The 24,415-nt window shown below is 66.4% G+C and carries 23 protein-coding genes; 18 read left to right on the forward strand and 5 right to left on the reverse strand.

What is annotated here, in order from left to right; genetic code table 11:
• The first annotated feature begins 52 nt into the window (after positions 1 to 52).
• The 5 genes from NG701_RS13850 to NG701_RS13870 all read left to right on the forward strand — a co-directional run bounded on the left by NG701_RS13850 (position 53) and on the right by NG701_RS13870 (position 7,491).
• Entirely contained in the window at positions 53 to 1,453 is a 1,401-nt protein-coding gene (locus NG701_RS13850; RefSeq protein WP_252568389.1) for an NAD-dependent malic enzyme, read from the forward strand.
• 16 nt (positions 1,454 to 1,469) lie between these two features.
• Complete coding sequence (gene aceB / locus NG701_RS13855) at positions 1,470 to 3,068, forward strand: malate synthase A (protein WP_252568390.1); 1,599 nt, start codon at positions 1,470 to 1,472, stop codon at positions 3,066 to 3,068.
• A 3-nt stretch (positions 3,069 to 3,071) separates the two neighbouring features.
• The gene (locus NG701_RS13860; protein ID WP_252568391.1) at positions 3,072 to 4,364 is read left to right on the forward strand and encodes a DUF6986 family protein; all 1,293 of its coding nucleotides are present in this window, start codon (positions 3,072 to 3,074) and stop codon (positions 4,362 to 4,364) included.
• A 10-nt stretch (positions 4,365 to 4,374) separates the two neighbouring features.
• Positions 4,375 to 5,187: a bifunctional allantoicase/(S)-ureidoglycine aminohydrolase gene (locus NG701_RS13865; RefSeq protein WP_252568683.1), complete on the forward strand. Its 813-nt coding sequence runs from the start codon at positions 4,375 to 4,377 to the stop codon at positions 5,185 to 5,187.
• A 165-nt stretch (positions 5,188 to 5,352) separates the two neighbouring features.
• Positions 5,353 to 7,491 carry an AfsR/SARP family transcriptional regulator gene (locus NG701_RS13870; protein WP_252568392.1) on the forward strand — a complete coding sequence of 713 codons (2,139 nt, stop codon included), beginning with the start codon at positions 5,353 to 5,355 and terminating at the stop codon, positions 7,489 to 7,491.
• A 13-nt stretch (positions 7,492 to 7,504) separates the two neighbouring features.
• Here NG701_RS13870 and NG701_RS13875 read toward each other — a convergent pair whose 3' ends face one another.
• Positions 7,505 to 7,804: an antibiotic biosynthesis monooxygenase family protein gene (locus NG701_RS13875; protein ID WP_252568393.1), complete on the reverse strand. Its 300-nt coding sequence runs from the start codon at positions 7,802 to 7,804 to the stop codon at positions 7,505 to 7,507.
• A 153-nt stretch (positions 7,805 to 7,957) separates the two neighbouring features.
• Between NG701_RS13875 and NG701_RS13880 the strand changes: the two genes are divergently transcribed.
• From NG701_RS13880 to NG701_RS13895, 4 genes are read left to right on the forward strand one after another with little or no spacing between them, the layout of a single operon-like run.
• Positions 7,958 to 8,713: an IclR family transcriptional regulator gene (locus NG701_RS13880; protein WP_252568394.1), complete on the forward strand. Its 756-nt coding sequence runs from the start codon at positions 7,958 to 7,960 to the stop codon at positions 8,711 to 8,713.
• Positions 8,710 to 9,660, forward strand: a complete 951-nt coding sequence (hutG, locus tag NG701_RS13885; RefSeq protein ID WP_252568395.1) for a formimidoylglutamase — start codon at positions 8,710 to 8,712, stop codon at positions 9,658 to 9,660. Before NG701_RS13880 ends, hutG begins: the two co-directional genes overlap by 4 nt.
• Positions 9,661 to 9,697: 37 nt before the next feature.
• A complete protein-coding gene (locus NG701_RS13890) occupies positions 9,698 to 11,203 on the forward strand; it encodes an ABC transporter substrate-binding protein/permease (protein ID WP_252568396.1) in 1,506 nt (501 codons plus the stop codon).
• The gene (locus NG701_RS13895) at positions 11,203 to 11,934 is read left to right on the forward strand and encodes an amino acid ABC transporter ATP-binding protein (RefSeq protein WP_252568397.1); all 732 of its coding nucleotides are present in this window, start codon (positions 11,203 to 11,205) and stop codon (positions 11,932 to 11,934) included. The genes NG701_RS13890 and NG701_RS13895 overlap by 1 nt, the downstream gene beginning before the upstream one ends.
• A 425-nt stretch (positions 11,935 to 12,359) precedes the next feature.
• Here NG701_RS13895 and NG701_RS13900 read toward each other — a convergent pair whose 3' ends face one another.
• Entirely contained in the window at positions 12,360 to 13,205 is an 846-nt protein-coding gene (locus NG701_RS13900; protein WP_252568684.1) for an aldo/keto reductase, read from the reverse strand.
• A gap of 182 nt (positions 13,206 to 13,387) precedes the next feature.
• Here NG701_RS13900 and NG701_RS13905 point away from each other — a divergent pair, with 182 nt between their 5' ends.
• A complete protein-coding gene (locus NG701_RS13905; RefSeq protein ID WP_252568398.1) occupies positions 13,388 to 14,293 on the forward strand; it encodes a helix-turn-helix transcriptional regulator in 906 nt (301 codons plus the stop codon).
• 147 nt (positions 14,294 to 14,440) lie between these two features.
• Positions 14,441 to 15,220, forward strand: coding sequence for a carbonic anhydrase (locus tag NG701_RS13910; protein WP_252568399.1), 780 nt, complete (start codon positions 14,441 to 14,443; stop codon positions 15,218 to 15,220).
• A gap of 4 nt (positions 15,221 to 15,224) precedes the next feature.
• Here the strand turns inward: NG701_RS13910 and NG701_RS13915 are convergent, their stop codons facing one another.
• A complete protein-coding gene (locus NG701_RS13915) occupies positions 15,225 to 16,157 on the reverse strand; it encodes a threonine/serine dehydratase (protein ID WP_252568400.1) in 933 nt (310 codons plus the stop codon).
• 236 nt (positions 16,158 to 16,393) lie between these two features.
• On the opposite strand from NG701_RS13915, the gene NG701_RS13920 reads away from it, so the two are divergent.
• Positions 16,394 to 16,855, forward strand: coding sequence for an RDD family protein (locus NG701_RS13920; RefSeq protein ID WP_252568401.1), 462 nt, complete (start codon positions 16,394 to 16,396; stop codon positions 16,853 to 16,855).
• Positions 16,856 to 16,875: 20 nt separating this feature from the next.
• Here NG701_RS13920 and NG701_RS13925 read toward each other — a convergent pair whose 3' ends face one another.
• On the reverse strand, positions 16,876 to 17,976 hold the full coding sequence (locus NG701_RS13925; protein WP_252568402.1) for an ATP-binding protein: 1,101 nt from the start codon (positions 17,974 to 17,976) through the stop codon (positions 16,876 to 16,878).
• A gap of 70 nt (positions 17,977 to 18,046) precedes the next feature.
• Positions 18,047 to 18,352, reverse strand: coding sequence for a DUF1905 domain-containing protein (locus tag NG701_RS13930; RefSeq protein WP_252568403.1), 306 nt, complete (start codon positions 18,350 to 18,352; stop codon positions 18,047 to 18,049).
• 65 nt (positions 18,353 to 18,417) lie between these two features.
• Here NG701_RS13930 and NG701_RS13935 point away from each other — a divergent pair, with 65 nt between their 5' ends.
• From NG701_RS13935 to gcl, 6 genes are all read left to right on the forward strand, one after another.
• A complete protein-coding gene (locus NG701_RS13935; protein ID WP_252568404.1) occupies positions 18,418 to 19,068 on the forward strand; it encodes an NADPH-dependent F420 reductase in 651 nt (216 codons plus the stop codon).
• 136 nt (positions 19,069 to 19,204) lie between these two features.
• Positions 19,205 to 20,149, forward strand: a complete 945-nt coding sequence (locus tag NG701_RS13940) for a hypothetical protein (RefSeq protein WP_252568405.1) — start codon at positions 19,205 to 19,207, stop codon at positions 20,147 to 20,149.
• A 167-nt stretch (positions 20,150 to 20,316) separates the two neighbouring features.
• Positions 20,317 to 20,493, forward strand: a complete 177-nt coding sequence (locus NG701_RS13945; protein ID WP_056340807.1) for a CsbD family protein — start codon at positions 20,317 to 20,319, stop codon at positions 20,491 to 20,493.
• Positions 20,494 to 20,719: 226 nt separating this feature from the next.
• Positions 20,720 to 21,520 (forward strand): hydroxypyruvate isomerase family protein, encoded by an 801-nt coding sequence (locus tag NG701_RS13950; protein WP_252568406.1) that lies wholly within the window; start codon positions 20,720 to 20,722, stop codon positions 21,518 to 21,520.
• A 66-nt stretch (positions 21,521 to 21,586) separates the two neighbouring features.
• The gene (locus NG701_RS13955) at positions 21,587 to 22,465 is read left to right on the forward strand and encodes a 2-hydroxy-3-oxopropionate reductase (RefSeq protein WP_252568407.1); all 879 of its coding nucleotides are present in this window, start codon (positions 21,587 to 21,589) and stop codon (positions 22,463 to 22,465) included.
• 160 nt (positions 22,466 to 22,625) lie between these two features.
• Entirely contained in the window at positions 22,626 to 24,404 is a 1,779-nt protein-coding gene (gene gcl / locus NG701_RS13960) for a glyoxylate carboligase (RefSeq protein ID WP_252568408.1), read from the forward strand.
• Positions 24,405 to 24,415 lie beyond the last annotated feature (11 nt).

A 24,415-nucleotide genomic window follows, 5' to 3' on the forward strand; every position in this document is an offset into this window, starting at 1 on the left:
ACATTCGGTTGCACGAGCGGTCCGGGAACGGACCCAACGAGGAGGAAATTCAATGGCGAACCCGAGCCCCGGAAATTCGATCACCCTGCGCGTCGCGGCGCCGTCGAGCTTCACCGCCACGAGTGAGCTCGTTGCCGCCGTCGGCGCGGCCGGCGCAGCCATCACGGCGCTTGACGTCACGGAATCCCACCACGACACCCTGGTTGTGGACGTCACCTGCAACACCACCGACGACGACCACGCCGCCCGCGTCAAGGACGCCCTGAACGCGCTCGACGGCGTCACGGTCCAGCACGTCTCGGACCGCACCTTCCTCATGCACCTCGGCGGGAAGCTCGAGGTGGTCCCCAAGGTAGCCCTGCGCAACCGCGACGATCTGTCCCGCGCCTACACGCCCGGCGTCGCCCGCGTCTGCCTCGCCATCGCGGAGGACCCGTCGGCCGCCCGCAACCTGACCGTCAAGCGCAACACCATCGCCGTCCTCACCGACGGTTCGGCCGTCCTGGGCCTGGGCAACATTGGCCCGGCCGCGGCCCTGCCCGTTATGGAAGGCAAGGCCGCCCTGTTCAAGCAGTTCGCCAACGTTGACGCCTGGCCGGTCTGCCTGGACACCCAGGACACCGAGGAAATCATCATGATCGCCAAGGCCATGGCCCCCGTCTACGGCGGCATCAACCTTGAGGACATCGCAGCACCGCGCTGCTTTGAAATTGAGAAGCGCCTGCGCGATGAACTCGACATCCCCGTCTTCCATGACGACCAGCACGGCACTGCCATCGTCACCCTGGCAGCTCTCCACAACGCCCTGCGGGTGGTGGACAAGAAGCTCTCCGAGGTCCGCATTGTTGTCTCGGGCGTCGGCGCCGCCGGCTCGGCCATCATCCAGCTCCTCAAGGCCCAGGGCGCCCAGCACATCGTTGCCGCCGGCCGCTCCGGAGCCATCCACTCGGGCGAGCAGTACGACGACGAGCACCGCGCCTGGATTGCCGCGAACACCAACGAGGAAGGCTTCTCCGGAACCTTGCACGAAGCCATGGCCGGGGCCGACGTCTTCATCGGTGTCAGCGCTCCGCACGTGATCGGCGAAGAGCAGGTCGCCGCTATGGCTGAGAATGCGATCGTCTTCGCCATGGCCAACCCGACCCCGGAGATCGACCCTGTCATTGCGTCCAAGCACGCCGCTGTGGTGGCCACGGGCCGCAGCGATTTCCCCAACCAGATCAACAACGTGCTGGCCTTCCCGGGCTTCTTCCGGGGCCTGCTCGACGCCGGCGCGAGCGACATCACGCCGGAGATGCTGGTGGCCGCCGCAGACGCCATTGCCAACCGGGTAGCTGACGACGAGCTCAACGCGAGCTACATTATCCCCAGCGTCTTCGATCCTCATGTCGCCGCCGATGTGGCCGCAGCGGTAGCGGCAGCTGCGCACTCAAACGCCGCCCGCGCTCTCTAGAAAAGGACTTACGAATATGGCTATCACTGTTACTGACCGCCAGCCGGTCGCCCGTGCCGAAGAGATCCTCACCCCCAAGGCCCTGGCCTTCGTCGAGGAACTGCACCGGCGCTTCGCCGGCACGCGCAACGAGCTGCTCGAGGCCCGCCAGGCCAAGCGCGACGGCGTCGCCCGCACCAGCCGCCTGGACTTCCTCCCGGAGACCCGGGAAATCCGCGACGGCGACTGGAAGGTCGCCGAGGCGCCCGCCGCGCTGCAGGACCGCCGCGTCGAGATGACCGGCCCGGCCACCCCGGCCAAAATGGCCATCAACGCCCTGAACTCCGGCGCCAAGGTGTGGCTGGCGGACCTCGAGGACGCCAGCACGCCCACCTGGGCCAACGTCATCGACGCCATCCTGAACCTGCGCGACGCCGCAACCGGCACCTTGGCCTACACCTCGCCCGAAGGCAAGGAATATACGCTCCGCACCGACGCGCCGCTGGCTGTTGTGGTGGCCCGTCCGCGCGGCTGGCACATGCCGGAAAGGCACCTGCTGATCGACGGCGAACCCGCCGTGGGTGCGCTGGTGGACTTCGGCCTGCACTTCTTCCACACCGCCAAGCAGCTGCTGCTCAACGGCCACGGCCCGTACTACTACCTGCCCAAGATGGAATCGCACCTCGAGGCGCGCCTCTGGAACGAGGTCTTCGTGTTCGCGCAGGACTTCCTCGGCATCCCGCAGGGCAGCGTCCGCGCCACCATGCTGATCGAAACCATCCCGGCCGCGTTCGAAATGGACGAGTTCCTCTACGAACTCCGGGACCACGCCTCGGGCCTGAACGCCGGCCGCTGGGACTACCTGTTCAGCATCATCAAGTACTTCCGCGACGCCGGCGAGGAATTTGTGCTGCCGGACCGTGCCTCCGTGGTCATGACGGCTCCGTTTATGCGCGCCTACACCGAGCTGCTGGTGAAGACCTGCCACAAGCGCGGCGCCTTCGCCATGGGCGGCATGGCTGCCGTCATCCCCAACCGCCGGCACCCCGAGGTCACCGAGGCCGCCTTCGCCAAGGTCCGCGCGGACAAGACCCGTGAGGCCAACGACGGGTTCGACGGCTCCTGGGTGGCCCACCCGGACCTCGTCCCCACCTGCCGCGAGGTGTTCGACGCCGCGCTCGGCGAGCGCCCCAACCAGCTGGACAAGCAGCGCCCCGAAGTTTCGGTCACCGCTGACCAGCTGATCGACATCGCCTCGGCTGACGGCCAGGTCACCGAAGGCGGGCTGCGGCTGAACCTGTATGTCGCCGTCGCCTATACCGCCGTCTGGCTCTCCGGCAACGGCGCCGTGGCCATCCACAACCTCATGGAGGACGCCGCCACCGCCGAGATCTCCCGCTCGCAGGTATGGCAGCAGATCCGCAACAAGTCCATCCTCGCCGACACGGGAAACACCGTCACCCGCGAACTGGTCGAAAAGATCCTGGGCGAGGAAACGGAACGGCTCCGGACCGAATTCGGCGACGAGGCCTTCCGCCTGTACTACCAGCCGGCCAGCAAGCTGATCGCCGAGATCTGCCTGTCCGAGGACTACACGGATTTCCTCACCACTCCGGCCTACGAACTGGTGGGCTGAGTCATGGCGGTTTCCCCCACGCCGTCGCTCTCCGCGGCGGACCTTGCCGCCATCGACACACAGCTGGCCGCCACGGACCAGCTGCTGGAACGTAATTACCCGGGCGACGACGGCACTCGCCAGCCCGTGCACACCGTGTACGTGCCGGCGGACCGTTTCACGCCGTCGTTCGCTGCCGACTGGGGTGCCGAGGCGCTCACGACGGCAGAGGCGCACGGCGGGCTCGAGAAGCTCGGGGCGTTGCTGGGCCAGGAGCCGGAGCTCGCTGCCGCCGTCGCCGCACGGGTCGGCGCCAAGCTGCACACGGAACCGATCGAGGACCTGCGCCTCGATTTCGAGGACGGCTTCGGCGACCGCGGCGATGAGGCAGAGGACCTGGCAGCGGTTGGGGCCGCCAACACGGTGGCAGCGGCAGTCGCGGCCGGCAGCGCTCCCCCGTTCATCGGTATCCGCTTCAAATGCTTCGAGGCGCCCACCCGGGCACGCGGCCTGAAGACATTGGACTTGTTCGTTTCGACGCTGGCCTCCGCAGGCGAGCTGCCCGAGGGCCTCATCCTGACCCTGCCCAAGGTCACCACCGTGGCCCAGGTCCAGGCGATGGACTTCGCCGTGTCCCGGCTGGAGCAAGTCCACGGGCTTCCCGTCGGCCGGCTCCGCTTCGAGGTACAGGTGGAGACGCCGCAGCTGATCCTCGGACCGGACGGCACCTCCCCGGTGGCGCAGTTGCCGCACGTGGTTCCGGGACGCATCAGCGCCCTGCACTACGGCACGTACGACTACTCCGCCTCGCTGCAGATCTCGGCCGAGTACCAGTCCATGGAGCACCCGGTGGCGGACTACGCCAAGGAAGTCATGCAGCTGGCCGTCGCCGGCACGGGCATCCGCCTCTCCGACGGTTCCACCAACATCATCCCGGTGGGCGACGCCGTCGAAGATGCCTGGAAGCTGCACGGACGGCTCGTACGCCGCTCGCTGGAGCGTGGCTACTACCAGGGCTGGGACCTGCACGCCGCCCAGCTGCCCAGCCGTTTCGCCGCCACGTACGCTTTCTACCGCGAGGGGCTTCCGGCCGCAGCGGCACGCCTGCGCACCTACGTGGAACGAGACAACGCAGACGGCACCGAAGGCGGGGTCATGGACGAACCCGCCACCGCCCGGGCCCTGGCCGCCTTCGCCCTGCGCGGCGTCCAGTGCGGCGCAGTGGGGACCGAAGAGGTCCAGGCGCTCGCCGGCGTCGAACTTTCCCAGCTGACCGCGCTGGCGCACCCGCGGCTGGCACACTCCACTTCGAAGTAAGGAACCCATGATGGGCAAGTACTACTACCCCCAAGGCGGCCTGCCGCCGCAGACCCACCTCACCACGGAGCGGGCCATCGTCACGGAGGCCTACACGGTCATCCCCAAGGGCGTTATGACCGACATCGTGACCAGCACCCTGCCGGGTTTCTCCAACACCCGCTCCTGGATCCTGGCCCGCCCGATCTCCGGGTTTGCCACCACGTTCTCGCAACTGATCGTGGAGATCGGCCCCGGCGGCGGTGCCCCCAAGGCCGAGTTTGAGCCCGGCGTTGAGGGCGTTGTCTTTGTCACCAAGGGCAAGGTCAACCTGACCCTCGACGGCGAACTGCACCAGCTGGAGGAAGGCGGCTACGCCTACCTGGCCGCCGGTGCCACCTGGGGCCTGGAGAACGTCTCCGACGACATCGTCTCCTTCCAATGGATCCGCAAGGCCTACGAGCGGCTGGAGGGTTACGAGGCCAAGTCCTTCGTCACCAGTGACGCGGAGGTGGAACCCACTGCGATGCCGGACACCAACGGCGTCTGGAAGACCACCCGCTTCACGGATTCCAGCGACCTGGCCCACGACATGCAGGTGAACATTGTGACGTTCCAGCCGGGCGGGGTCATCCCGTTCCCGGAGACCCACGTCATGGAGCACGGCCTGTACGTCCTGGAGGGTAAGGCCATGTACCTGCTCAACAACGACTGGGTTGAGGTGGAGGCCGGCGACTTCATGTGGCTGCGCGCCTTCTGCCCGCAGGCCTGCTACGCGGGTGGCCCGGGCGAGTTCCGCTACCTGCTCTACAAGGACATGAACCGCCAGATCAAGCTGACCTAGGCCGCCGGGGGCGGGCTTGGACACAACGTACGACGGCGGCGCTTCAGTGCCGCCGTCGTCGTTCGTACCAGCGGCTCGGCAGCTAGGCGGGTCCTTTCCCGATCCGCCGCCGAGGGCTCGCAGCCAGCCCTGTCATTGACAGTGCGGTGGTGGGATTCTGGAAGCGTGACGGCGTTGGTCGAGGGCGAGGTTCGAATTCGGTTGCTTGGCGGCTTCCGCGTGTCGGTGGGTTCGCGGGACATCCCGGATGGCGAATGGCGTTTGCGTAAGGCCAAGGCCGTGGTCAAACTTCTGGCGTTGGCACCGGGTCACCGGTTGCAGCGGGAGCAGGTGCTGGATTATCTGTGGCCCGGGTTGGACCCGGATGCGGCCGGCGGTCAGCTTCGCAAGGTGGTCCACGAGGCCCGCCTTGTCTTGGATCCGAGCCTGTCGGCGTTGGACCGGTACCTCATCTCGGGTGAGCAGCTCCGGCTGGACCCCGAGTCGACGTGGGTGGATGTTGAGGCGTTCGAGGCTGCGGCTATGCGGGCACGCCGGACCGGCGACCCGGCCGCGTATGCGGCTGCGATCCGACTGTACGACGGGGATCTCCTGCCCGAGGACCGATATGAGGACTGGGCAATAACCAGGGAGGAGTCGCTCCGGTCGGATTTCCTCGCTCTGCTGGTCGAACAGGCGCGCTTGTTGGAGGCCCGCGCGAACTTCGACGGCGCCGTATCGGCACTGAAGCGGGTCATTGCAGCTGACCCCGTCCACGAGGAGGCAGGTGTCGCGTTGATGCGGGTGCACGCTCTGGCGGGCCGGCGACACGAGGCGATGCAGGAACATGAGCGCCTGCGCGCAGCGCTGGACCGGGAACTAGGCATCGAGCCGGACCCTGCCACGGAACGGCTGTTCGAGCAGATCCGCTCAGGCCTGTCGTCGGAGCCTGAGCTGGCCAGCGAGTTGTTGGAGCAGGTCGGTGGCCTGCGGTTGGTGTCGGGCGATTTTCAGGGTGCGATCGCAGCGTTCGTTGCGGCGATTGCGCGCCTGCGCGGTTCCAGCGCCAATCACCGGTCGGCCCGGCTGCACCGCAAAGCCGCGCAGGCCCACCTTATGATGCAGGACGCGGCTGCCGCGGAGAGCCACTTACGGGCGGCCGAGGGCCTGCTGGCAGGCAGGAAGGACGAGGCCGAGAAGGCGCGGATTATGGAGGCGCGCGCGAACTGGCTGTGGTCCGTGGGGCGCTACGACGAAGCACAATCCGCAGCGGAGGCTAGCCTGGCGGCGGCCGAGGTCCACGGAACGGGCGAGGACGTCGCCGCGGTGCAGGAAACACTCGCCATCATCTGTCATATGCGCGGAGCATGGCGGCCTGGTCTTCAGGCCGAGATCGAGCGGCTGGGTGATGTGGGCGACGAGGATCCGCGGCTGGGAAGGATCTTCGAATTCCATTGCTGCATCGGTGAATACCATCTGTATGGGGACGGACTGTGCGAGACGGTCGAAGACTATGCCCGCGGCACGCTGGCGCTGGCCATCGACCGGGGTGCGCGCCACGCTCAGGCGTTCGCTTGGTGCCTGCTCGGGGAATCACTCCTGTTGCAGGGGCGCTGGGATGAGGCCGCGGGGTGCCTGGAGCGCAGCACTGAATTGTACGCTGAGCTCGATGCCCGTTCCGGTGCGCTGCCTTGGCAGCGGCTTGCCGAACTCGCGGTAATGCGAGGCGATAGCATCGCGGCGGCGACGTACCTTCGTCACGGGATGGCGATCGCCGTGGTGTCGCCCTTGGCCCGGCACGCCTGGGGCCGGCTCTATGCGACAGCGGCGTTGGACGCGCTGGAGCGCCGCGATCCGGCCGAGGCAGTCCGCGTAGTCCGGTCCGCGGCGGCGACCACGGCGCGCTACGGCGAATGTCCGACGTGCACGGCCCTGCTGTATCCGATGGCGGCCGAAGCGTTCGCTGCGCTCGGCGACAGGGCGGGCGCAACCGTATTCGCCCAGGCGGCCGAGCGGGTCGGGCGCTCCTTCCAAAGTTCGGCGTGGACTGCCATGGCCGAGTCTGCCCGCGGTTCCCTGGCGCTGACCGACGCGGACGCGGGCGGGGCACGCGAACGGTTCCTCTCCGCGGCGCGCCTCTACGAAAGGGCCCATCAGCCTTTCTGGTCCGCCCGCTGCCGGCTGCAGGCCGCTTTGGCCGGCGCGGGCTGTCCGGCTGACCGGCACCTGCTGGACGACTCTGCCATTGCGTTCGAGCAACTCGGTGCGCTGCGGGCGCTCGCCGCCGCGCGCCGGGCAACCTCAGAACGGCAGGGCACCGAGTAGTAAAGTCCATGCCCTACACGGTCGCTACCCGGTCGAAATCAGCACCGCTCATGTGCTCGCACAGCGCAACGCAGGCATCGAAGTGGGTCATGAAACCCGGGTTCTGCTTCCACGCGTCCCGGGACGCCTCGTCGGTCCACTCCGCGAACGAAACATAATGACCAGGGACACGTCGGTCACGAATGAGGTTCGCCACCAGGATCGACGGGTAGTTCGCCCGGGACCACTGAAGGAACTCGGTCCACCGGTCTATGAATTCCTGCTCGCTGCCCTGCTTTACCTGCCAGGTTCCTGAGGCATAGTGGTCTGCCATTGTTCTCACCTCCTTTCAGATTCTTCGCTTAACGGTAGGTCGCGACCGTTCCCCAGGCGTTCCCCGGCACATTCCCACCCGGCGGAAAATAAATTCCCACCATATGGGAACATTTTAAGGCCGTCTGTGATGCCAGCCACTAACGTCGGTGTCATGCATACAGATCCGAGCCATCCCGTGATAGCGGAAGGCAACGCCTCGCGGTCGGTCGACATCCTGCTCGAATTCGCGCGGCACCGGACCTTGACTGCAGCCCAGATCAGCACAACAACGGGCATCCCCGCCAGCGCCGTGTACCGGCACCTGGCGCTGCTGGTGCAGTCCGGGCTGGTGGCGCAGACCAGGCGCCGCGGCCAGTACAGCGCCGGCCCGGAAACCCTGCGCCTCGCCGCCAACTTCCACCAGGAGGCCATGGTCAAGGGCCGCATCTCGGAGCAACTACAGCTGCTCTCGGATGAAACCCAGGAGCTGGCCGCCTACCTGGTGGTCCGCGGTGCGGAGGCACTGTGTGTGGATGCCATCGAAGGCCCCCAGATGCTGCGCTGCAGCTACTCGCCGGGCCGCTCGCTCCCCCTGCTCAAGGGCGCCAGCGCGATGGCCCTGCTCGCGCACCTGGACCCCCAGGAGCAGAGCAGGATCGTGGCCGGGCTCGGACTGGGCGCGGAGGACGCAGACAACCTGAACCACGAGCTCCAGCTCGTCCAGGGCCGCGGCTTCGGCCTCAGCTACGGGGCGGTGGATGCGGGCGTCTGGGGCGTCAGTTTCCCAGTGTTCGACGACGGCGGCCGGCTTTTGGGTGCCGTCAGCACCATGGCTCCGGCGGACCGGGCGGTCCGGCGCGAAAAGCAACTCATAGCAAGCACCCGTGACGCCGCATTGGCGCTCGGACACGGAGAAGGATCCCGATGACCAACCCCACCACCCAGCACACGTGGACGGGCCGCGACGACGGCCCCGGCCCCGAACACCGGCGCTGGCACCACGCAGTAAACACTGCCCAGGCCGGCACCACGGGGATCGCCGTCCTTGGGTTCCGCAGCGATGAAGGTGTCCGCCGGAACAAAGGCCGGGTCGGCGCCGTCGACGGTCCCGCAAGCATCCGCTCCGCCCTGGCACCCATGGCGGCACCGGCGGAACTCCTGGTCCACGACCTTGGCGACACCAGCGTGGTGGACGGAAACCTCGAGGACGGCCAGGAGCGCCTCGGCGCGGTCGTCCGCCAGGCCCTGGACGCGGGCCACCTGCCCATCATCCTGGGCGGCGGCCACGAAACCGCCTTTGGCACCTACACGGGCCTCCGCGCCAGCCAGGTCACCGATGGGCGCCGGATCGGCATCATCAACCTGGACGCGCATTTCGATCTCCGAGCGGAGGCCATCCCGTCCTCCGGCACGCCGTTCCGGCAGGTGGCCGAGGCCGAGCGTGCCCTCGGCCACCAATTCAGCTACACGGTGGTGGGCATCAGCCAGCCCGGTAACACCGAGGCCCTGTTCCAGACGGCCCGGGAGCTGGGCGTCAAGTACCTCCTGGACGAGGAATGCACCGAGTCCAGGACTGAGCAGGTCCGGCAGTTCACGCAGGACTTCATCGATTCCGTGGACGTCGTCTACCTGACGATCGACCTCGACGTCCTCCCCGCGTACGTCGCCCCCGGTGTCAGCGCACCGGCGTCGTACGGGGTTCCGCTCTCCGTGGTGCTGGAAGTGTGCCGCCAGCTGGCCCGCTCCCCCAAGCTCGCCGTCGTTGACGTCGTCGAACTGAACCCCAGGTTCGACATCGACTCCCGCACGGCACGCACGGCCGCACGCCTCATTCACACGATCGCCACAGAGCGATCCGGGCACCGGCATGCGTAGCCGGAAGCCCTCCTCCCCTCCCCAGAAACGAGCACACATGACGAACCGATTCTCGCGTTTCGGATGGGCTGCCACGACGGCCGCCCTCCTTGCCGCGTTGCTGGGGCTGGCCGCGCCGGCAGCCCAGGCCGAGACGACGCCGGCAACCCCGTCGGCCGGCAAGATGGCAGACCTGCGCTCCGGCAAGACCACCCTCAAGGTCGGCACTGACGCCTCCTTCCCGCCGTTCGAATTCACCGATGCCAACGGCACCAAGATCGGTTTCGACATCGACGTTGTGCGGGACCTCGCTGCCAAGGCTGGCATCAAGAACGTCGAGTTCGTGCAGATGCCGTTCGGCAACATCGTCCCGGCACTGCAGGCTAACCAGATCGACGTCGGCGCTTCCGCCATCTACATCAGCCCCGAGCGCGCCAAGGTGGTGGACTTCTCCGAGATCTACTACCCCGGCGGCCTGGGCATGTTCGTTTCCACGACCAACGACACCGTCAAGTCGCTGGCCGACCTCGCCGGCAAGAAGGTTGCCGTGCAGGTGGGCACCAAGTCCGTTGAGTGGCTCCGCCAGAACCAGCCCCAGGCCGAGCTGGTGCAGGTCCAGACCAACGACCAGATGTTCTCCTCCGTCAAACTCGGCCAGGCAGACGCCGTGGTCACGGGGCAGCCCGGCGGCCGGTACTTCATCCACGAGCAGGGCGGCCTGAAGCAGGTCGGCGACCGCCTGACGAACGAGAACTACGGGTTCGCGTTCCAGAAGACCGACTCGGACATCCGCGAGGCGTTCAACACGGCGCTGAAGGGCATGCAGGACTCGGGCGACTTCACCAAGGCCTCCACCAAGTGGTTCGGCGACGAAACCAGCACCGCCACCGGTCCCGCCAAGGAACGCAGCATCTTCAACGTCGCCTCGATCACCAATTCCTGGGGCCCGCTCATGCAGGGCCTGGGAACCACACTGCAGATCATTGCCCTTTCATTGGCACTGAGCCTGCTGTTCGGCATGATGGGCGGCTTCGCCAAACTCTCGCACATCCGGCCCATCCGCTGGCTCGGCAAGGTGTACGTCTCCGTGGTCCGTGGAACGCCGTTCATCGTCCAGCTGTTCTTCATCTACTTCGGCCTGCCGCAGCTGGGCATCCAGCTCTCGCCGATGGTGGCCGGCATCCTGGCCCTGGGCCTCTACAGCGGCTCGTACGTCACGGAAATCGTCCGCGGCGCCATCCAGTCCGTGGACAAGGGCCAGATGGAAGCCGCCCGGTCCTGCGGCATGAGTTCCGCCTCCGCGCTGCGCCACGTGATCATCCCGCAGGCCTTCCTGCGCATGCTCCCGCCGCTCGGCAACGAGTTTGTGTCCCTGACCAAGAACTCCGCCCTGGTGTCCTTCGTGACCATCAGCGAACTGTTCCTGGTGGGCCAGACCATCATTTCCCGCACCTTCGATGCACTGACCGTGTACGTCTTCATCGGCCTGGTGTACTACGTCCTCACCAACATCATCGGCCTGGCCGCAAACGCAATCGAGAAGAAGATGGCGGTTTACATCTAATGGCACTCCTGGAAACGAAAGAGATCACCAAGTCCTACGGTGACCACCACGTCCTCAAGGGCATCGATTTCACCATCGAGCCGGGCGAAGTTGTCGCCGTCATCGGCCCCAGCGGCGGCGGCAAGTCCACCTTCCTGCGCTGCCTGAACCTCCTCGAGATGCCCACGTCCGGCCACGTGGTGTTCGACGGCGAGGACCTCCTGGCGCCGAAGGTGGACCTGGACCGCCTGCGCTCCCGCATGGGCATGGTGTTCCAGCAGTTCAACCTGTTCCCCAACATGACGGCCCTGAAAAACGTCATGCTTCCGCAGATGGATGTGCTGAAGCTCAGCAAAAAAGACGCGGAAGCGCGGGCCATGGAGCTGCTCGAAAAGGTCAACATGACCCACCGGGCCCACGTCTACCCGAACCGGCTTTCCGGTGGCCAGAAGCAGCGCATCGCCATCGCCCGCGCCGTGGCCATGAACCCCAAGGTGATGCTCTTCGACGAGCCCACCAGCGCCCTGGACCCCGAGGTGGTCCACGATGTCCTGGACGTCATGGCCGGCCTCGCCGCCGACGGCATGACCATGGTGGTGGTCACCCACGAAATGGGCTTTGCCCGCAAGGTGGCCGACCGCGTGGTGTTCATCGACGGCGGCACGATCGCCGCCGACCTGCCGCCTGAAGAGTTCTTCTCCGAAAGCAACGACAACCCGCGCATCAGGTCGTTCCTCGAGAAGGTTCTGTAACCCGGGGCCTGCCTCCGAGCAACCCAAAGATGAGGGGCGGGGGCACCGGATCTCCGGTGCCCCCGCCCCTCAGGTTTTGGCGGGTGCCGTGTGGCTTTGTGGGCCTGCCTCACGGTCAGGGCTCAGTAGCCGTCCGCGGTTCAGGTTCAATTGCCCACGCGGCTTCGTGCAGGAGACTGGCCAGCCGCCGCTGGAAGCGGGCCAGTCTCCTGCGTGCGCGTCCGGCCTGTCGTGGTGCCACAACGGGTGCATCCGGCAAGGCGCTGCGGCTGTCGTTGTTTATGAGGTGGACGACTACCCAAGCCATCATCAGCGAATTATCGATGGTTCTCTTCTTGTCATTTATGGCGGGCACTGAACTTGTGCGCGCGGTTGTTCGGTGGGGCTCTGGCTCTCTTGGTTTGCACTTCCCTGGCGCGGATTGGCTACATTTGGCTGTGCGCGGCGACGGCGGGATCCCCGCCGGTGCGGGCGCCCGACTCCATTTCCGTGATTTCGGCTACCTCCGCCGGCGTTAGCGACACGGCGGCAGCGCCCAGGTTTTCCCGCATGCGTGCGGCCTGGACCGACTTCGGGATGACGATGGTGCCCTGGCTGAGATGCCACGCGAGCACAATCTGGGCAGGTGTGACACCGTACTTGGCGGCCAAGGACTTCACGTTGGCCGCTGCCAGATCGGCGCCCTGCCCCAACGGGCTGTACGCCTCCACCGCAATGCCCAGGTCGCGGTTCTTGGCCGCCAGTTCCTGCTGCTGGAAGGCGGGGTGGATTTCGATCTGGTTGACGGCCGGGACAATATCCGCCGCCGGCAGGAGCGTGTCCAGGTGGTCAGCCAGGAAGTTCGAAACCCCGATGGCGCGGATCTGGTTGTTTGCGTACAGCTTTTCCATGGCCTTCCAAGCCTCCGTGAAGAGTCCCTGTGCGGGCACGGGCCAATGGATCAGGTAGAAGTCCAGGTAGTCCAGGCCCAGGGCTTGGCGGCTGTTCTGGAAGGCTTGGTGGGCCATTCCTTGTTCACCGTTGCGCAGCTTGGTGGTGATGAAGAGTTCCCCGCGGGGTATGCCCGAAGCGGCAATGGCTGCCCCGACGCCGGCCTCGTTCCGGTACGCCGCGGCAGTGTCGATGTGGCGGTAGCCGGCTTCGAGGGCGTCCTCGACGATGCGCTGCGTTTCTTCCGGCGGGACCTGGAATACGCCGAAGCCAAGTTGCGGGATCTGGACGCCGTTGTTGAGGGTCACGGTGGGGATGGTAATTTCCTGTGGCTGGGACATCATCAGTTCTTCCCGTGGTTGTGTTGTTTGCTCGAACAGCCCTGCACGGGCGGGTTATGCATTCAACGCTAGGCACGCCGGCAGGCCGTGTCAGCAGGTATGCCATTCCCTCCTTTTCCTAGGACTGGCAGTCCTACCTTCGTCACTGGAAAGCGGGGACGCCGGCTTGGACAATGGAAGGCATGGGTCAGAGCGCGGAGTTTGGAAAGTTCCTGAAGGCAATGCGGTCGCGGCTGACGCCGGAGCAGGCCGGGATAGCCGCGACCACCGGTGGCAGGCGCGTCCCCGGGCTGCGACGCGAGGAAATCGCGCGCCTTGCGGACGTGAGCACCGACTACTACACCCGGCTCGAACAAGGCCGGAACATCCACCCGTCCCGGGCGGTGATGGATTCAGTGGCGAGGGCCCTGCGCCTGGATCCTGGCGAGCAGGCGCACATGTTCGACCTTCTGGAGAACTGCGCGAAGTCCCAGCATTCACCCATTCCGGAACAGGTTGTTCGGCCGGCTCTCCGCCAACTCCTGGACGCCGTGGGCAACGTTCCCGCCCTGATCCTGGGCCGCCGCACAGATGTTCTGGCCGGCAACCGCCTGGCGTTCCTTCTGCTTGCGGAATTCCCGGCTATGCCGGCGGCGGAGCGGAACCTCACCCGCTGGATCTTCCTCGATCCGCGCTCCCACGATCTCTTCCGGGACTGGGAGACCGTGGCGGCCGAAGCCGTCGGGACCCTGCGCGCGGATATCGGCCGGCACCCCAACGACCCCCAAGCCAATCAACTCGTCGGCGAACTCGCAGTGCACAGCGAACGCTTCCGCCAATGGTGGGCCGGACACCGGCTGGCCACGGGGTCCGCAGGCAGCGTTCGGCTGCACCATCCCGTCGTCGGGGACCTGGAACTGAACTTCGAAGACCTGACGCTTCCCGACGATTCAGACCAGGTGCTGAGGGTGTATTCAGCGAAGCCGGACTCGCCGTCGGCCGATTCCCTGACCCTGCTCGGCAGCTTCGGCGCCGAAGTGCCGGCCGCTGCGGAAGCCCAGCGGGCAACAGAAGACACGGACGCTTCCGGCGCCGCCAAGGGGCCCTGACTTCCGGAAGGCCTGGGTGACGGCCCCCACGGTGTCACATCCTGCGCGTAGCGTCTGTGACAAGACCTGCCACCGGCCCCCGTGGTAGTCGTCGTAGGTCCGCACCGGGCTCTCCGGTGCGGACCTACGACGACCCGAAGGATGGAAATGCGCAGCGCCACAGTAATGACCAGGAAGTCTTTGATAGTTGGATCCAGCCTGGGGCTGCTGGCACTTGTCACCGGCTGCAGCACGTCCGCCTCCGCAGCTCCCCATACCTGGTCCTATGACGGCGCCGAGGGCCCTGAACACTGGGGCACCCTGAGCTCCGACTTCGGCTCCTGCTCTTCGGGCACCGCCCAGTCCCCCATCGACGTCGGCGGCGGTTCGGGCCTTTCCTCGGCGCCCCTCGCCGTCGACTATTCCGCCTCCGAAGGCGAGATCACCGACAACGGCCACACCACCGAACTGCGCGCCCTCACGGCCCAGGGCATCACGGTTGGCGGCAAGAAGTACGCCTTCAAGCAGCTGCACTTCCATGCCCCGTCCGAGCACACGCTGGACGGCGCCCGCTACGATGCCGAGTTCCACTTCGTCCACCAGGCCGATGACGGCGGGCTGGCCGTCGTCGGGATCCTCGCCACGGTGGGGGCTACCAATGCGGCGTGGGCGCCGTTCACGGACGGCGTGCCGGCCGCAGCCGGTGGGCAGAAGGTGGCGGCCGGCGTCGTGGACTTGCCTGCACTGTTCCCGGCATCGCTGGACCACTTCGCGTACGACGGCAGCCTGACCACTCCGCCCTGCTCGGAAGGCGTGCGCTGGCTGCTCCTCGAGACCCCCATCGAGCTGGGAGGCGGGCAGCTCGCCGCACTGCGCGCGGCGCACGCGGGCAACAGCCGGCCGGTCCAGCCGCTCAACGGCAGGGACGTCGTCGCGGTGGACCAATAGAACCTCAGACCGTGGCGGGGTCCGTGTTGGCGCCGCAGAGGATCACGGCCACGCGTTCGCCGTCGGCCGGGACGTAGGCGCCGGAGTGCAGGGCGGCGAAGGCCGTGGCCGCGCCGTGCTCCACGATGATGCGGTACTGCTCCCACAGCAGGGACCGGGCGGCCACGATGTCCTCGTCGGAGACCAGCACGGCGCGGACGCCGGTACGGACGGCCACGTCGAAACCGATCCGGCCGATCTGCCGGGCCCCCAGGGAGTCGGCGGCGATCCCGGAGACGGCCACGTCCACGGGGGTCCCGGCCGCGAGCGCGGCGTGCAGGGTGGGCGTGGATTCGGACTCGACGCCCACCACTTTGGCCCGGCCCTCGACGGCGGCCGCGACTCCTGCCATGAGCCCGCCGCCGCCCACGGCCACCACCACGGTGTCCACGTCGCCCAGCTGCTCCAGCAGCTCGGTTCCGATGGTACCGGCCCCGGCGGCGATCTCTGCCTGGTCGTAGGCATGGCAGTAGACGGCGCCGGTTTCGGCGGCGTAAGCCATCGCGGCGTCATAGGCCTCGGAGTATTCGGCCCCGCGCTGGACCACGTTGGCGCCGATGGCCATGAGCTTCTTGACCTTCACGGCGGGGGCGGTCTCAGGCACAAACACGGTGGCGGGCACGCCGACGTGGGCCGCGGCGAACGCGTTCGCGAGGCCGGCGTTGCCGCCGGAGGCCACCACAATGCCCACGTCGTCCTTCAATTCGCCGCGCTCCCGGCAGGCTAGGACCCGGTTGAACGCGCCCCTAGCCTTGAACGTGCCGGTGTGCTGCATGAACTCGCACTTGAGCCACACTTCGCCGGGGAACGCGCCGCGGTCTGCCGCCAGCACGGGCGTGACGCGGATCCTCCCCGCAATCCGGGCAGCGGCCTCGTCGACGTCGGTGCGTGTGATCATGGGGAAATCCTCGTTCCGGGGTGGGGCTGGGTTCAACGTTCAGGCTATCGCCCGCATAGACCTTCGCCGGGCATCCGGCGATAGAATCCCCCCAAACACGAGGCAAGGTACAGGGTGATTCCATGACACGTTCTTCAGGGGCTCCAGCGGCGGCCGGAACGGGGGACCTCAAGCCGGCCGGGGTAGGGCGGCGGCTCCTCGCTTTGCTTCTGGACTACGGCGTCATCCTGGCGTAGATGGCGTTCCTCGGGCTGCTCTCGTTCCTGGCCTACCTCGTGTTGGGATCCCTGCCGGACAACCTGGGAACGCTTGGGCCGCTCGGCAGCCAGGTGCTGTACTTCTTTCTGCTGACCTTCGTTGTTGGTGCGTACCTGTATCGCTGCGAGTCGGGCCCGCACCACGCAACCTGGGGCAAGCGCCGGATGGGCCTGACGGTGGTGGGCATCGACGGTGCGGCGCCTTCCCGCCGCCGGATCCTGGTCCGCACTGTGGTGAAGCTGCTGCCGTGGGAGGCAGCCCATTTCTTCGTGTGGCAGATGATGTGGACGTTCTACCAGCATGGCTATGAAGCCGCGCCGCCCGTGTGGGTTTTTCTGGGGCTGCAGGCTTCAACTGCCGCGGCATTGGTTTACATCGCCATGGTGGTGTTCACAGGCCGTGGACCGCACGATCGCGCGGCCGGGACGGTGGTGCTCTGACGGCACGAGCAGGAACTGAATCAGCGAGCAATGGGGTGCGATGTCAGGTATTCGCGGAGACCTGGGATGGCGAAGTCCACGAGCCCGTGCCCGGCGGGTTCGATGAGTCCGGCATCCATGAGGCGCGCGCGGTAATTGCCTACCGCGTTTGGCCGCATTCCGGTGCGTGCGCCGATGTCCGTGGTCGACGACGCACGGCGGTCTTCGGCCATAGCCTGCAGAAAATCCCGGTCCCTGCCGGACGTGGTTGAAAGTGCCGCTTCGATGACCACACGTTCGTTCCGGCGTCGGGCGGCGGCCACGGCCCGAGCCACGGCCTCGGCATCCAGATCGTCGGAAGCCCTTTCCGACTCCTGCCACAAGTGGTAGCCGACTAGCTGGATCAGAAATGGATACCCGCCGGTCGCCTCTGCCGCTTCCCTTGCAAGATTGGCGCTCAACGGGATCCGGGCCTCAGCGAACGTTTCAGAGAATGAGCGCTCCACTTCGGTGATGGAAGCCGCGTGGAGATCGATGCGGTCAGCACGCCGGAGGAAGGTAGCCACGCCTTCGTTGAGCAAGTCCGACACCGCAGCGGGCAACCCGGCGAAGATGAGGCCAATGGGAAGGCCTTCACGGATGAAGTGCTGCACGTCTGCGGCGAGCCGGGACAACTCTGCCCGATCTGCTGCATGGATTTCGTCGACGGTAATGACCATTCCGGTCCCGCGTTGAGCCAGCAGACGCAGAAGCGCTGCACCGCGGGCGCGCCAGTCGACTTGCTCTTCGGGCGCGAGCTGGGTCGTGACGGAGAATCCGGCAACGGACAACGCCGTGACCCGGCGGCCTGTAGGCCCATCCCCCAGATCGTTCGTGAGCAGGCGCATCGACTCTCCGATCCGCCCCACAAATCCTCCCGTGGCCGTTTCGGAAACTACTGCCCAGCCGTTGTTCAGTGCCAAGTCTTCTGCCGCACCCAGCATCACGGTCTTGCCGATGCCCCTGGCACCGGTAAAGATTGTCAGAAGACCTGGCGCCCCTGATCCGATACGCAGCCCGTAGGCAAACTCGTCGAGCACTCCCCCGCGGCCGATGAGGTCAGGCGGAGTCGCTCCCGCGGTCGGCCGAAAAGGGTTCTCCATCAGGGCTCCTGTGAATGTCTGTGTATCTTGTGAATCTTGTGAATTTCACACTACCCGACTCGTCCGCGGCTCACGCTGGCTCGGACACCTCAAGGTGAATGTGAACCTGATCGCCCACACCAATGCCGACCGTGGTCCTGATGGCCTTTTTGACGGGCAGCACGTAGGAGCCGCTCTTGCTGTCCAGGAAGAGCGACGTGGACCAGCCGGCCCCGGAGATGACTGCCGTGACCTTGACTGAGCCGAAGCCTCGACGAAACGGTGCTGTGTCCTCCCGGATCTCCGCGGCAAGCTTCTCCGGGAGTGTGAGGAAGTACCACCCGGCTTCTCCGGGATAGAGCCACAGCCTGGCCGTGAACGAATACTCCAGCGCCACGTTTTGAGTATGGCACGCGACCATTGGGGCGAAATATCCCCACGGGCGCCGGTGTTGCCCCCGATATGACAACCATCGGAATCATCGGAATCATCGGAGCAGGACACATTGGCAGCGAGGTTGCCCGCAAAGCGGTGGAACTCGGCTACGACGTGGTGATCAGCAATTCCCGCGGCCCCGAAACGCTGGCCGCACTCGTGGCAGAACTGGGACCCCGTGCCCGGGCCGCGACGCCGGCCGAAGCGGCAGCGGCGGGCGATTTCGCCGTCGTGACCATTCCTTTCAGGAGCCTCGGCAGCATCCCCGTGGAGCCGCTCGCGGGGAAGATCGTGATCGATACCGGCAACTACTACTGGAAGCGCGACGGCCATGTTCCGGCCCTCGACGCCGGCGAAGCGACGTCCTCCGCGCTGGTGCAGGAACACCTGCCCACGTCCAAGGTGGCGAAGGGCTTCAACCACATCCGGTACAGCGAGATCACCACGGACGGCACGCCTGCCAGCACCCCGAACCGCCGCGCCCTGGCCACCGCAAGCGACTACGCCGAGGCCAGCGAGCTCGTGACGAAGCTATATGACGAGTTCGGCTTCGACACGGTGGACCTCGGCCCGCTCTCCGAGAGCTGGCGCGCGGAGCCAGGCCGTCCGGCGAATGTGGTGCGGCAGAACGCTGCTGAACTCAGCGAGACCCTGGCCAAGGCGCCACGGACCGTCTGACGTTTGGCGGGCGGTGCCGGCCTGTGCCGACCTGTGCCGCGCAGTAATTAATCCATTCGACGTATTATTCAGGGTGATCCACGTTCTCTCGGCCCCGACGCGGCCCAACGCTGATCCCTGACACCGAAGGATTTCCGTGAGCCACCTCAACCACAACCAGGCCGCGCGGCCTGCCTCTGGCGCCGAAATGCCACCCCACGCCATCGGCAAGGACGTAGCACTCGCCTTGTTGATCGGGCTTCTGGCGGGTTTGCTTGGACTGGCCCCGTGGCTGGTCACCGGCGCGCAGCTTCCTCTGCAGAACCTTTGGGGCGCGGAATTGCTGCCGCAGCAGATGCCCCTGTCGCTCCTGCCATTGAGCCAATACGAACTCACCACGCTCGTTGCGCTGATGACCGCGGGAGGGGCAGCCGCCGGCCTGGCAGTGCGGCTCTGGTCACCCGTCCGACGACGGCTGGTTGTCTGGTGTGCCGCCGGCGGCGTTCTCGCGGTGCAGGCCACGGTGACAGTTCAGGCGTTTTCAGTGCTCGACGCCGGCTTGGCGGGCGGAGCGATGTCAGGCGTCTATTTCGCCGGGCTGCTCGCAGGGGTGCTAGCCGCTATCGTCGCGGGCATGCTGGCTCTCCTGCTCATCGCGGCGAAGTCCAGGGCCCTGACAGCCCTGGGTGTCGGACTCGTCGCCGTGCCTTTTGGCTCGTGGGTCGGCGAGTGGGCGGGGAACCTGGCCGGGGCGGGCAACCTCTCCGCCCCGGTTATGACACTACTGCGGTGGTTGCCCGCGGTGCTGGTCGGTGTGGCGCTGGCATGGTGTGGCCTCCGGCCCGCCTGCCGCGCAGTGGTGTGGCTGGTGAACCTGGCCGCTCTGTGGGTGGTTCCTGCGTTGTTCATCTCCGTCAATTACGTCCTGGGCACACGATTGCCGGGGCGGGACCCGCAGGAGATGGTCCTGATGATCCGACAGATCCTGACGGCCACGCTCGGGCCCGACGGCGGGGCCGGCCCGACCGTCCTCCTGGCATTGGCCATCGCGCTGGCAGGCGCGGCCGTCCGGGAATTAGCCCGCCGGCGTCGGCGTCGCTGAAGGCCCGGACTCAGCCGCGAGGCCGGTACCAGAACTACCTCGATCCCCCGCATTCCCGCAGATCTTTTAGGCTGCCCACAGGTCCGTGGGGGCCATTCCTTTCTACAATTTAAGTGGCGGCATAGGCGGCAATCAGCCGAACCGGCCGCACCACAAGGAGGACCGCAATGGGTTTGGGTGACAGGATCCACAACGCCGCGGAGAGGCTTCACGGCAAGGGAAAGAAGGCCGCCGGTGAGGTCAGCGGAAACGACCGCATGAGGGCAGAAGGCAAGGCCCGCGCAGTCCGGGCCGACCTCAAGCAAGCCGGCGAAAAGATCAGGCACGCCTTCAAGCGGCATTAAGTACGATCAATCGAACGGGCGGCTCTGCCAGGAGTCGCCCGTTTCTTATGCCCGGACGGGAAGAGTTTGCTGTCCCACCCCCTCCCGACCCACACAGCCCCTTGACTCCCGCCCCCACCTTCCCTAAACTTTTCATAAAGCAGAATCTAAATTCCACAAAGCGGAAACTCGAGAAGAGCCAAGCAAGCCGGAAGATAGATCAAAGCCCTCCTCGGAAGGACCTACGATGACGTACACAGTGAACTGCTCCATCCTCTTGACGGAGCTTCCCCTGCTCGAGCGCCCCGCCGCCGCGAAGGCTGCCGGTTTTGACGCCGTCGAGTTCTGGTGGCCCTTCGACACCTCCGTTCCCACGGACGCCCAGGTCACCGGGTTTGAGAACGCCATCAAGGATGCCGGCGTACAGCTAACGGGCCTGAACTTCAACGCCGGCAACATGCCCGGCGGCGACCGCGGTCTAGTCTCCTGGCCGGCACGTTCCACCGAATTCCTGGACAACATCGACGTCGTTGCCGGCATCGGCGAGCGCCTCGGCTGCAAGGCGTTCAACGCCCTCTACGGCAACCGCGTCGACGGCGAATCGGCCGAGAAGCAGGACGCCATCGGCGCCGAAAACCTCGCCGCGGCAGCTGCCGGCGTCGCGGGCATCGGCGGCACTGTCCTCCTCGAACCCGTCAGCGGCGCCGCCAAGTACCCGCTCCTCACGGCAGCGGACGCCCTTAAGGTGATCGCCCGCGTCAAGGCTGAATCCGGCGCAGAGAACGTTAAGCTCCTCGCGGACTTCTACCACCTGGCAGTCAACGGGGACGACGTCGCAGCCGTCATCGAAAACCACGCCAAGGACTTCGGCCACATCCAGATTGCCGACAACCCCGGCCGCGGGGCTCCCGGAACCGGCGAGCTTCCCCTCGGGGAATGGATCGCCCGCAGCCGCGAACTCGGCTACGACGGCTACATCGGCCTCGAATACAAGGAACCGGCGGAAACCGCGTTCGCCTGGGCCATCCGCCAGCGGGCCAGCCGCTAGGTTTCGACAAGCTCAACCACCGGCCCACCCGGATTCACCACACAGACTTTCAGTAAAGGAACCAGAATGAGCAACGTTGCAGTCATCGGACTCGGAATCATGGGCCTCCCCATGGCCATCAACCTCGTCAAGGCCGGCCACACCGTCACCGGCTTCAACCGCAGCCAGGACAAGATCGACAAGCTTGTCTCCGAGGGCGGCCAGGGTGCCACGAGCATCGCCGACGCCGTCAAGGACGCCGACGTCGTCATCACCATGGTGCCGGACTCCCCCGACGTCGAGGGCGTAGTCAGCGGCAAGGACGGCGTCTTCGCCAACGCGAAGAAGGGCACCTTGTGGATCGATGCCAGCAGCATCCGCCCGGATGTCGCCAAGCGCCTCGCCGACGATGCTAAAGAAGCCGGCATCCGCCCCCTCGACGCCCCGGTCTCCGGCGGCGAACAGGGCGCCATCAACGCCGTTCTCTCCATCATGGTGGGCGGCGAGGCAGCCGACTTCGAGGCAGCACAGCCGGTCCTCACCGCCGTCGGCAAGACCATCGTCCACGTTGGCCCCTCCGGCTCCGGCCAGACCGTCAAGGCAGCCAACCAGCTGATCGTGGCCGTCAACATCCAGGTCCTCGGCGAAGCGATCGCCTTCCTTGAGGCCTACGGCGTGGACACCGACGCAGCCCTCAAGGTCCTCGGCGGCGGCCTGGCCGGTTCCAAGGTCCTCGACCAGAAGGGCCAGAAGATGCTGGACCGCAACTTCGACCCCGGCTTCCGCCTGGCCCTCCACCACAAGGACCTCGGCATCGTCACCTCCGCAGCCCGCGAAGCGAACGTCGCCGTCCCGCTTGGCGCCGTCGTCGCACAGCTCGTCGCCGCCACCGTCAACCAGGGCGACGGCGGCCTCGACCACTCCGGCCTCTTCAAGCAGGTCCTGCAGCTTTCCGGCCGCAAGTAGGTTTCGACAGGCTCAACCACCGGATCCGGTGACGGGGCACTTCGACACGGACACGCCGGCCGCCGTCGTAATTTACGACGCCGACTCCCCCAAAGTGCCCCGCGACGGTTTCGCCGGGCTACTTCAGCACACCCAAAAACAGACTTTCAAGGAGTACACAATGACTAAGATGCGCACCGTTGACGCTGCCGTCGCAATCCTGGTAAAGGAAGGCGCCATCGAGGCGTTCGGCCTGCCAGGCGCGGCAATCAACCCGTTCTACTCGGCAATGCGGAAGAACGGCGGGGTCCGCCACACGCTGGCCCGCCACGTTGAAGGCGCCAGCCACATGGCGGACGGCTACTCCCGGGCCAAGGATGGCAACATCGGCATCTGTATCGGCACCTCGGGCCCCGCCGGCACGGACATGATCACCGGCCTGTACGCGGCCTGGGCGGATTCCATCCCCATGCTCTGCATCACCGGCCAGGCCCCCGTGGCCAAGCTGCACAAGGAAGACTTCCAGGCCGTGGACATCCAGACCATCGCCGCCCCCGTCACCAAGATGTCCATGACCGTGATGGAGCCGGGCCAGGTTCCGGGCGCCTTCCAGAAGGCCTTCCAGCTGATGCGCTCCGGCCGTCCGGGCCCGGTCCTGCTGGACCTGCCGTTCGACGTGCAGATGGCCGAGATCGAATTCGACATCGACGCCTACGAGCCCATCGTGGTCCAGAAGCCGAAGGCCAGCCGCAAGCAGCTGGAAAAGGCCCTGGACATGCTGACCGCAGCCGAGCGCCCGCTGATCGTGGCCGGCGGCGGCATCATCAACGCCGGCGCCTCCGCGCAGCTGGTGGAACTGGCCGAACTGCTGAACGTTCCGGTTATCCCCACCCTGATGGGCTGGGGCACCATCCCGGACGACCACGTCCTGATGGCCGGCATGGTGGGCCTGCAGACCAGCCACCGCTACGGCAACGAGACCATGCTGGCGTCCGACTTCGTGATCGGCATCGGCAACCGCTGGGCCAACCGCCACACGGGCGGCCTGGACACCTACACGGCCGGGCGCAAGTTCGTGCACATCGACATCGAGCCCACCCAGATCGGCCGCGTGTTCTCGCCGGACCTGGGCATAGCGTCCGACGCCGGTGCGGCGCTGGACGGGCTGATTGAGCTGGCACGCGAGCGCCAGGCGGCTAAGTCCCTGCCGGACTACGCCGGCTGGGTTGCCGAGTGCACCGCACGCAAGGGCGCCCTGCAGCGCAAGACGCACTTCGAGAACGTGCCGATCAAGCCGCAGCGCGTGTACGAGGAAATGAACAAGGCGTTCGGCAAGGACACCACCTACGTGTCCACCATCGGCCTGTCGCAGATCGCCGGCGCACAGCTGCTGCATGTTTTCGGCCCGCGCCAGTGGATCAACGCCGGCCAGGCCGGCCCCCTGGGCTGGACCGCCCCGGCCGCCCTGGGCGTGGTCCGCGGCAAGCCGGACGAGACAGTGGTTGCCCTGTCCGGTGACTACGACTTCCAGTTCATGATCGAAGAGCTGGCCGTGGGCGCGCAGTTCAACCTGCCGTACATCCACGTGGTGGTGAACAACTCGTACCTGGGCCTGATCCGCCAGTCGCAGCGCGGCTTCGAGATGGAACAGAACGTGTCCTTGGCGTTCGAGAACATCAACAGCCCGGAAACAAACGGCTACGGCGTGGACCACGTCAAGGTGGCCGAGGGCCTGGGCTGCAAGGCCATCCGGGTGGAAAACCCGTCCGATCTGCCGGCCGCGTTCGACAAGGCCAAGGCACTCATGGGCGAGTTCAAGGTTCCCGTAGTGCTTGAAGTGATCCTGGAAAAGATCACCAACATCTCCATGGGCGTGGAAATCAACGCCGTGAACGAGTTCGAGGACCTGGCGGCCCGCGGCGCGGACGCCCCCACTTCGATCATCGCCATGCTGGACTAGCGCCCGTACTC

The sequence above is a fragment of the Pseudarthrobacter cellobiosi genome (assembly GCF_023913815.1).
GTDB lineage: Bacteria > Actinomycetota > Actinomycetes > Actinomycetales > Micrococcaceae > Arthrobacter > Arthrobacter cellobiosi.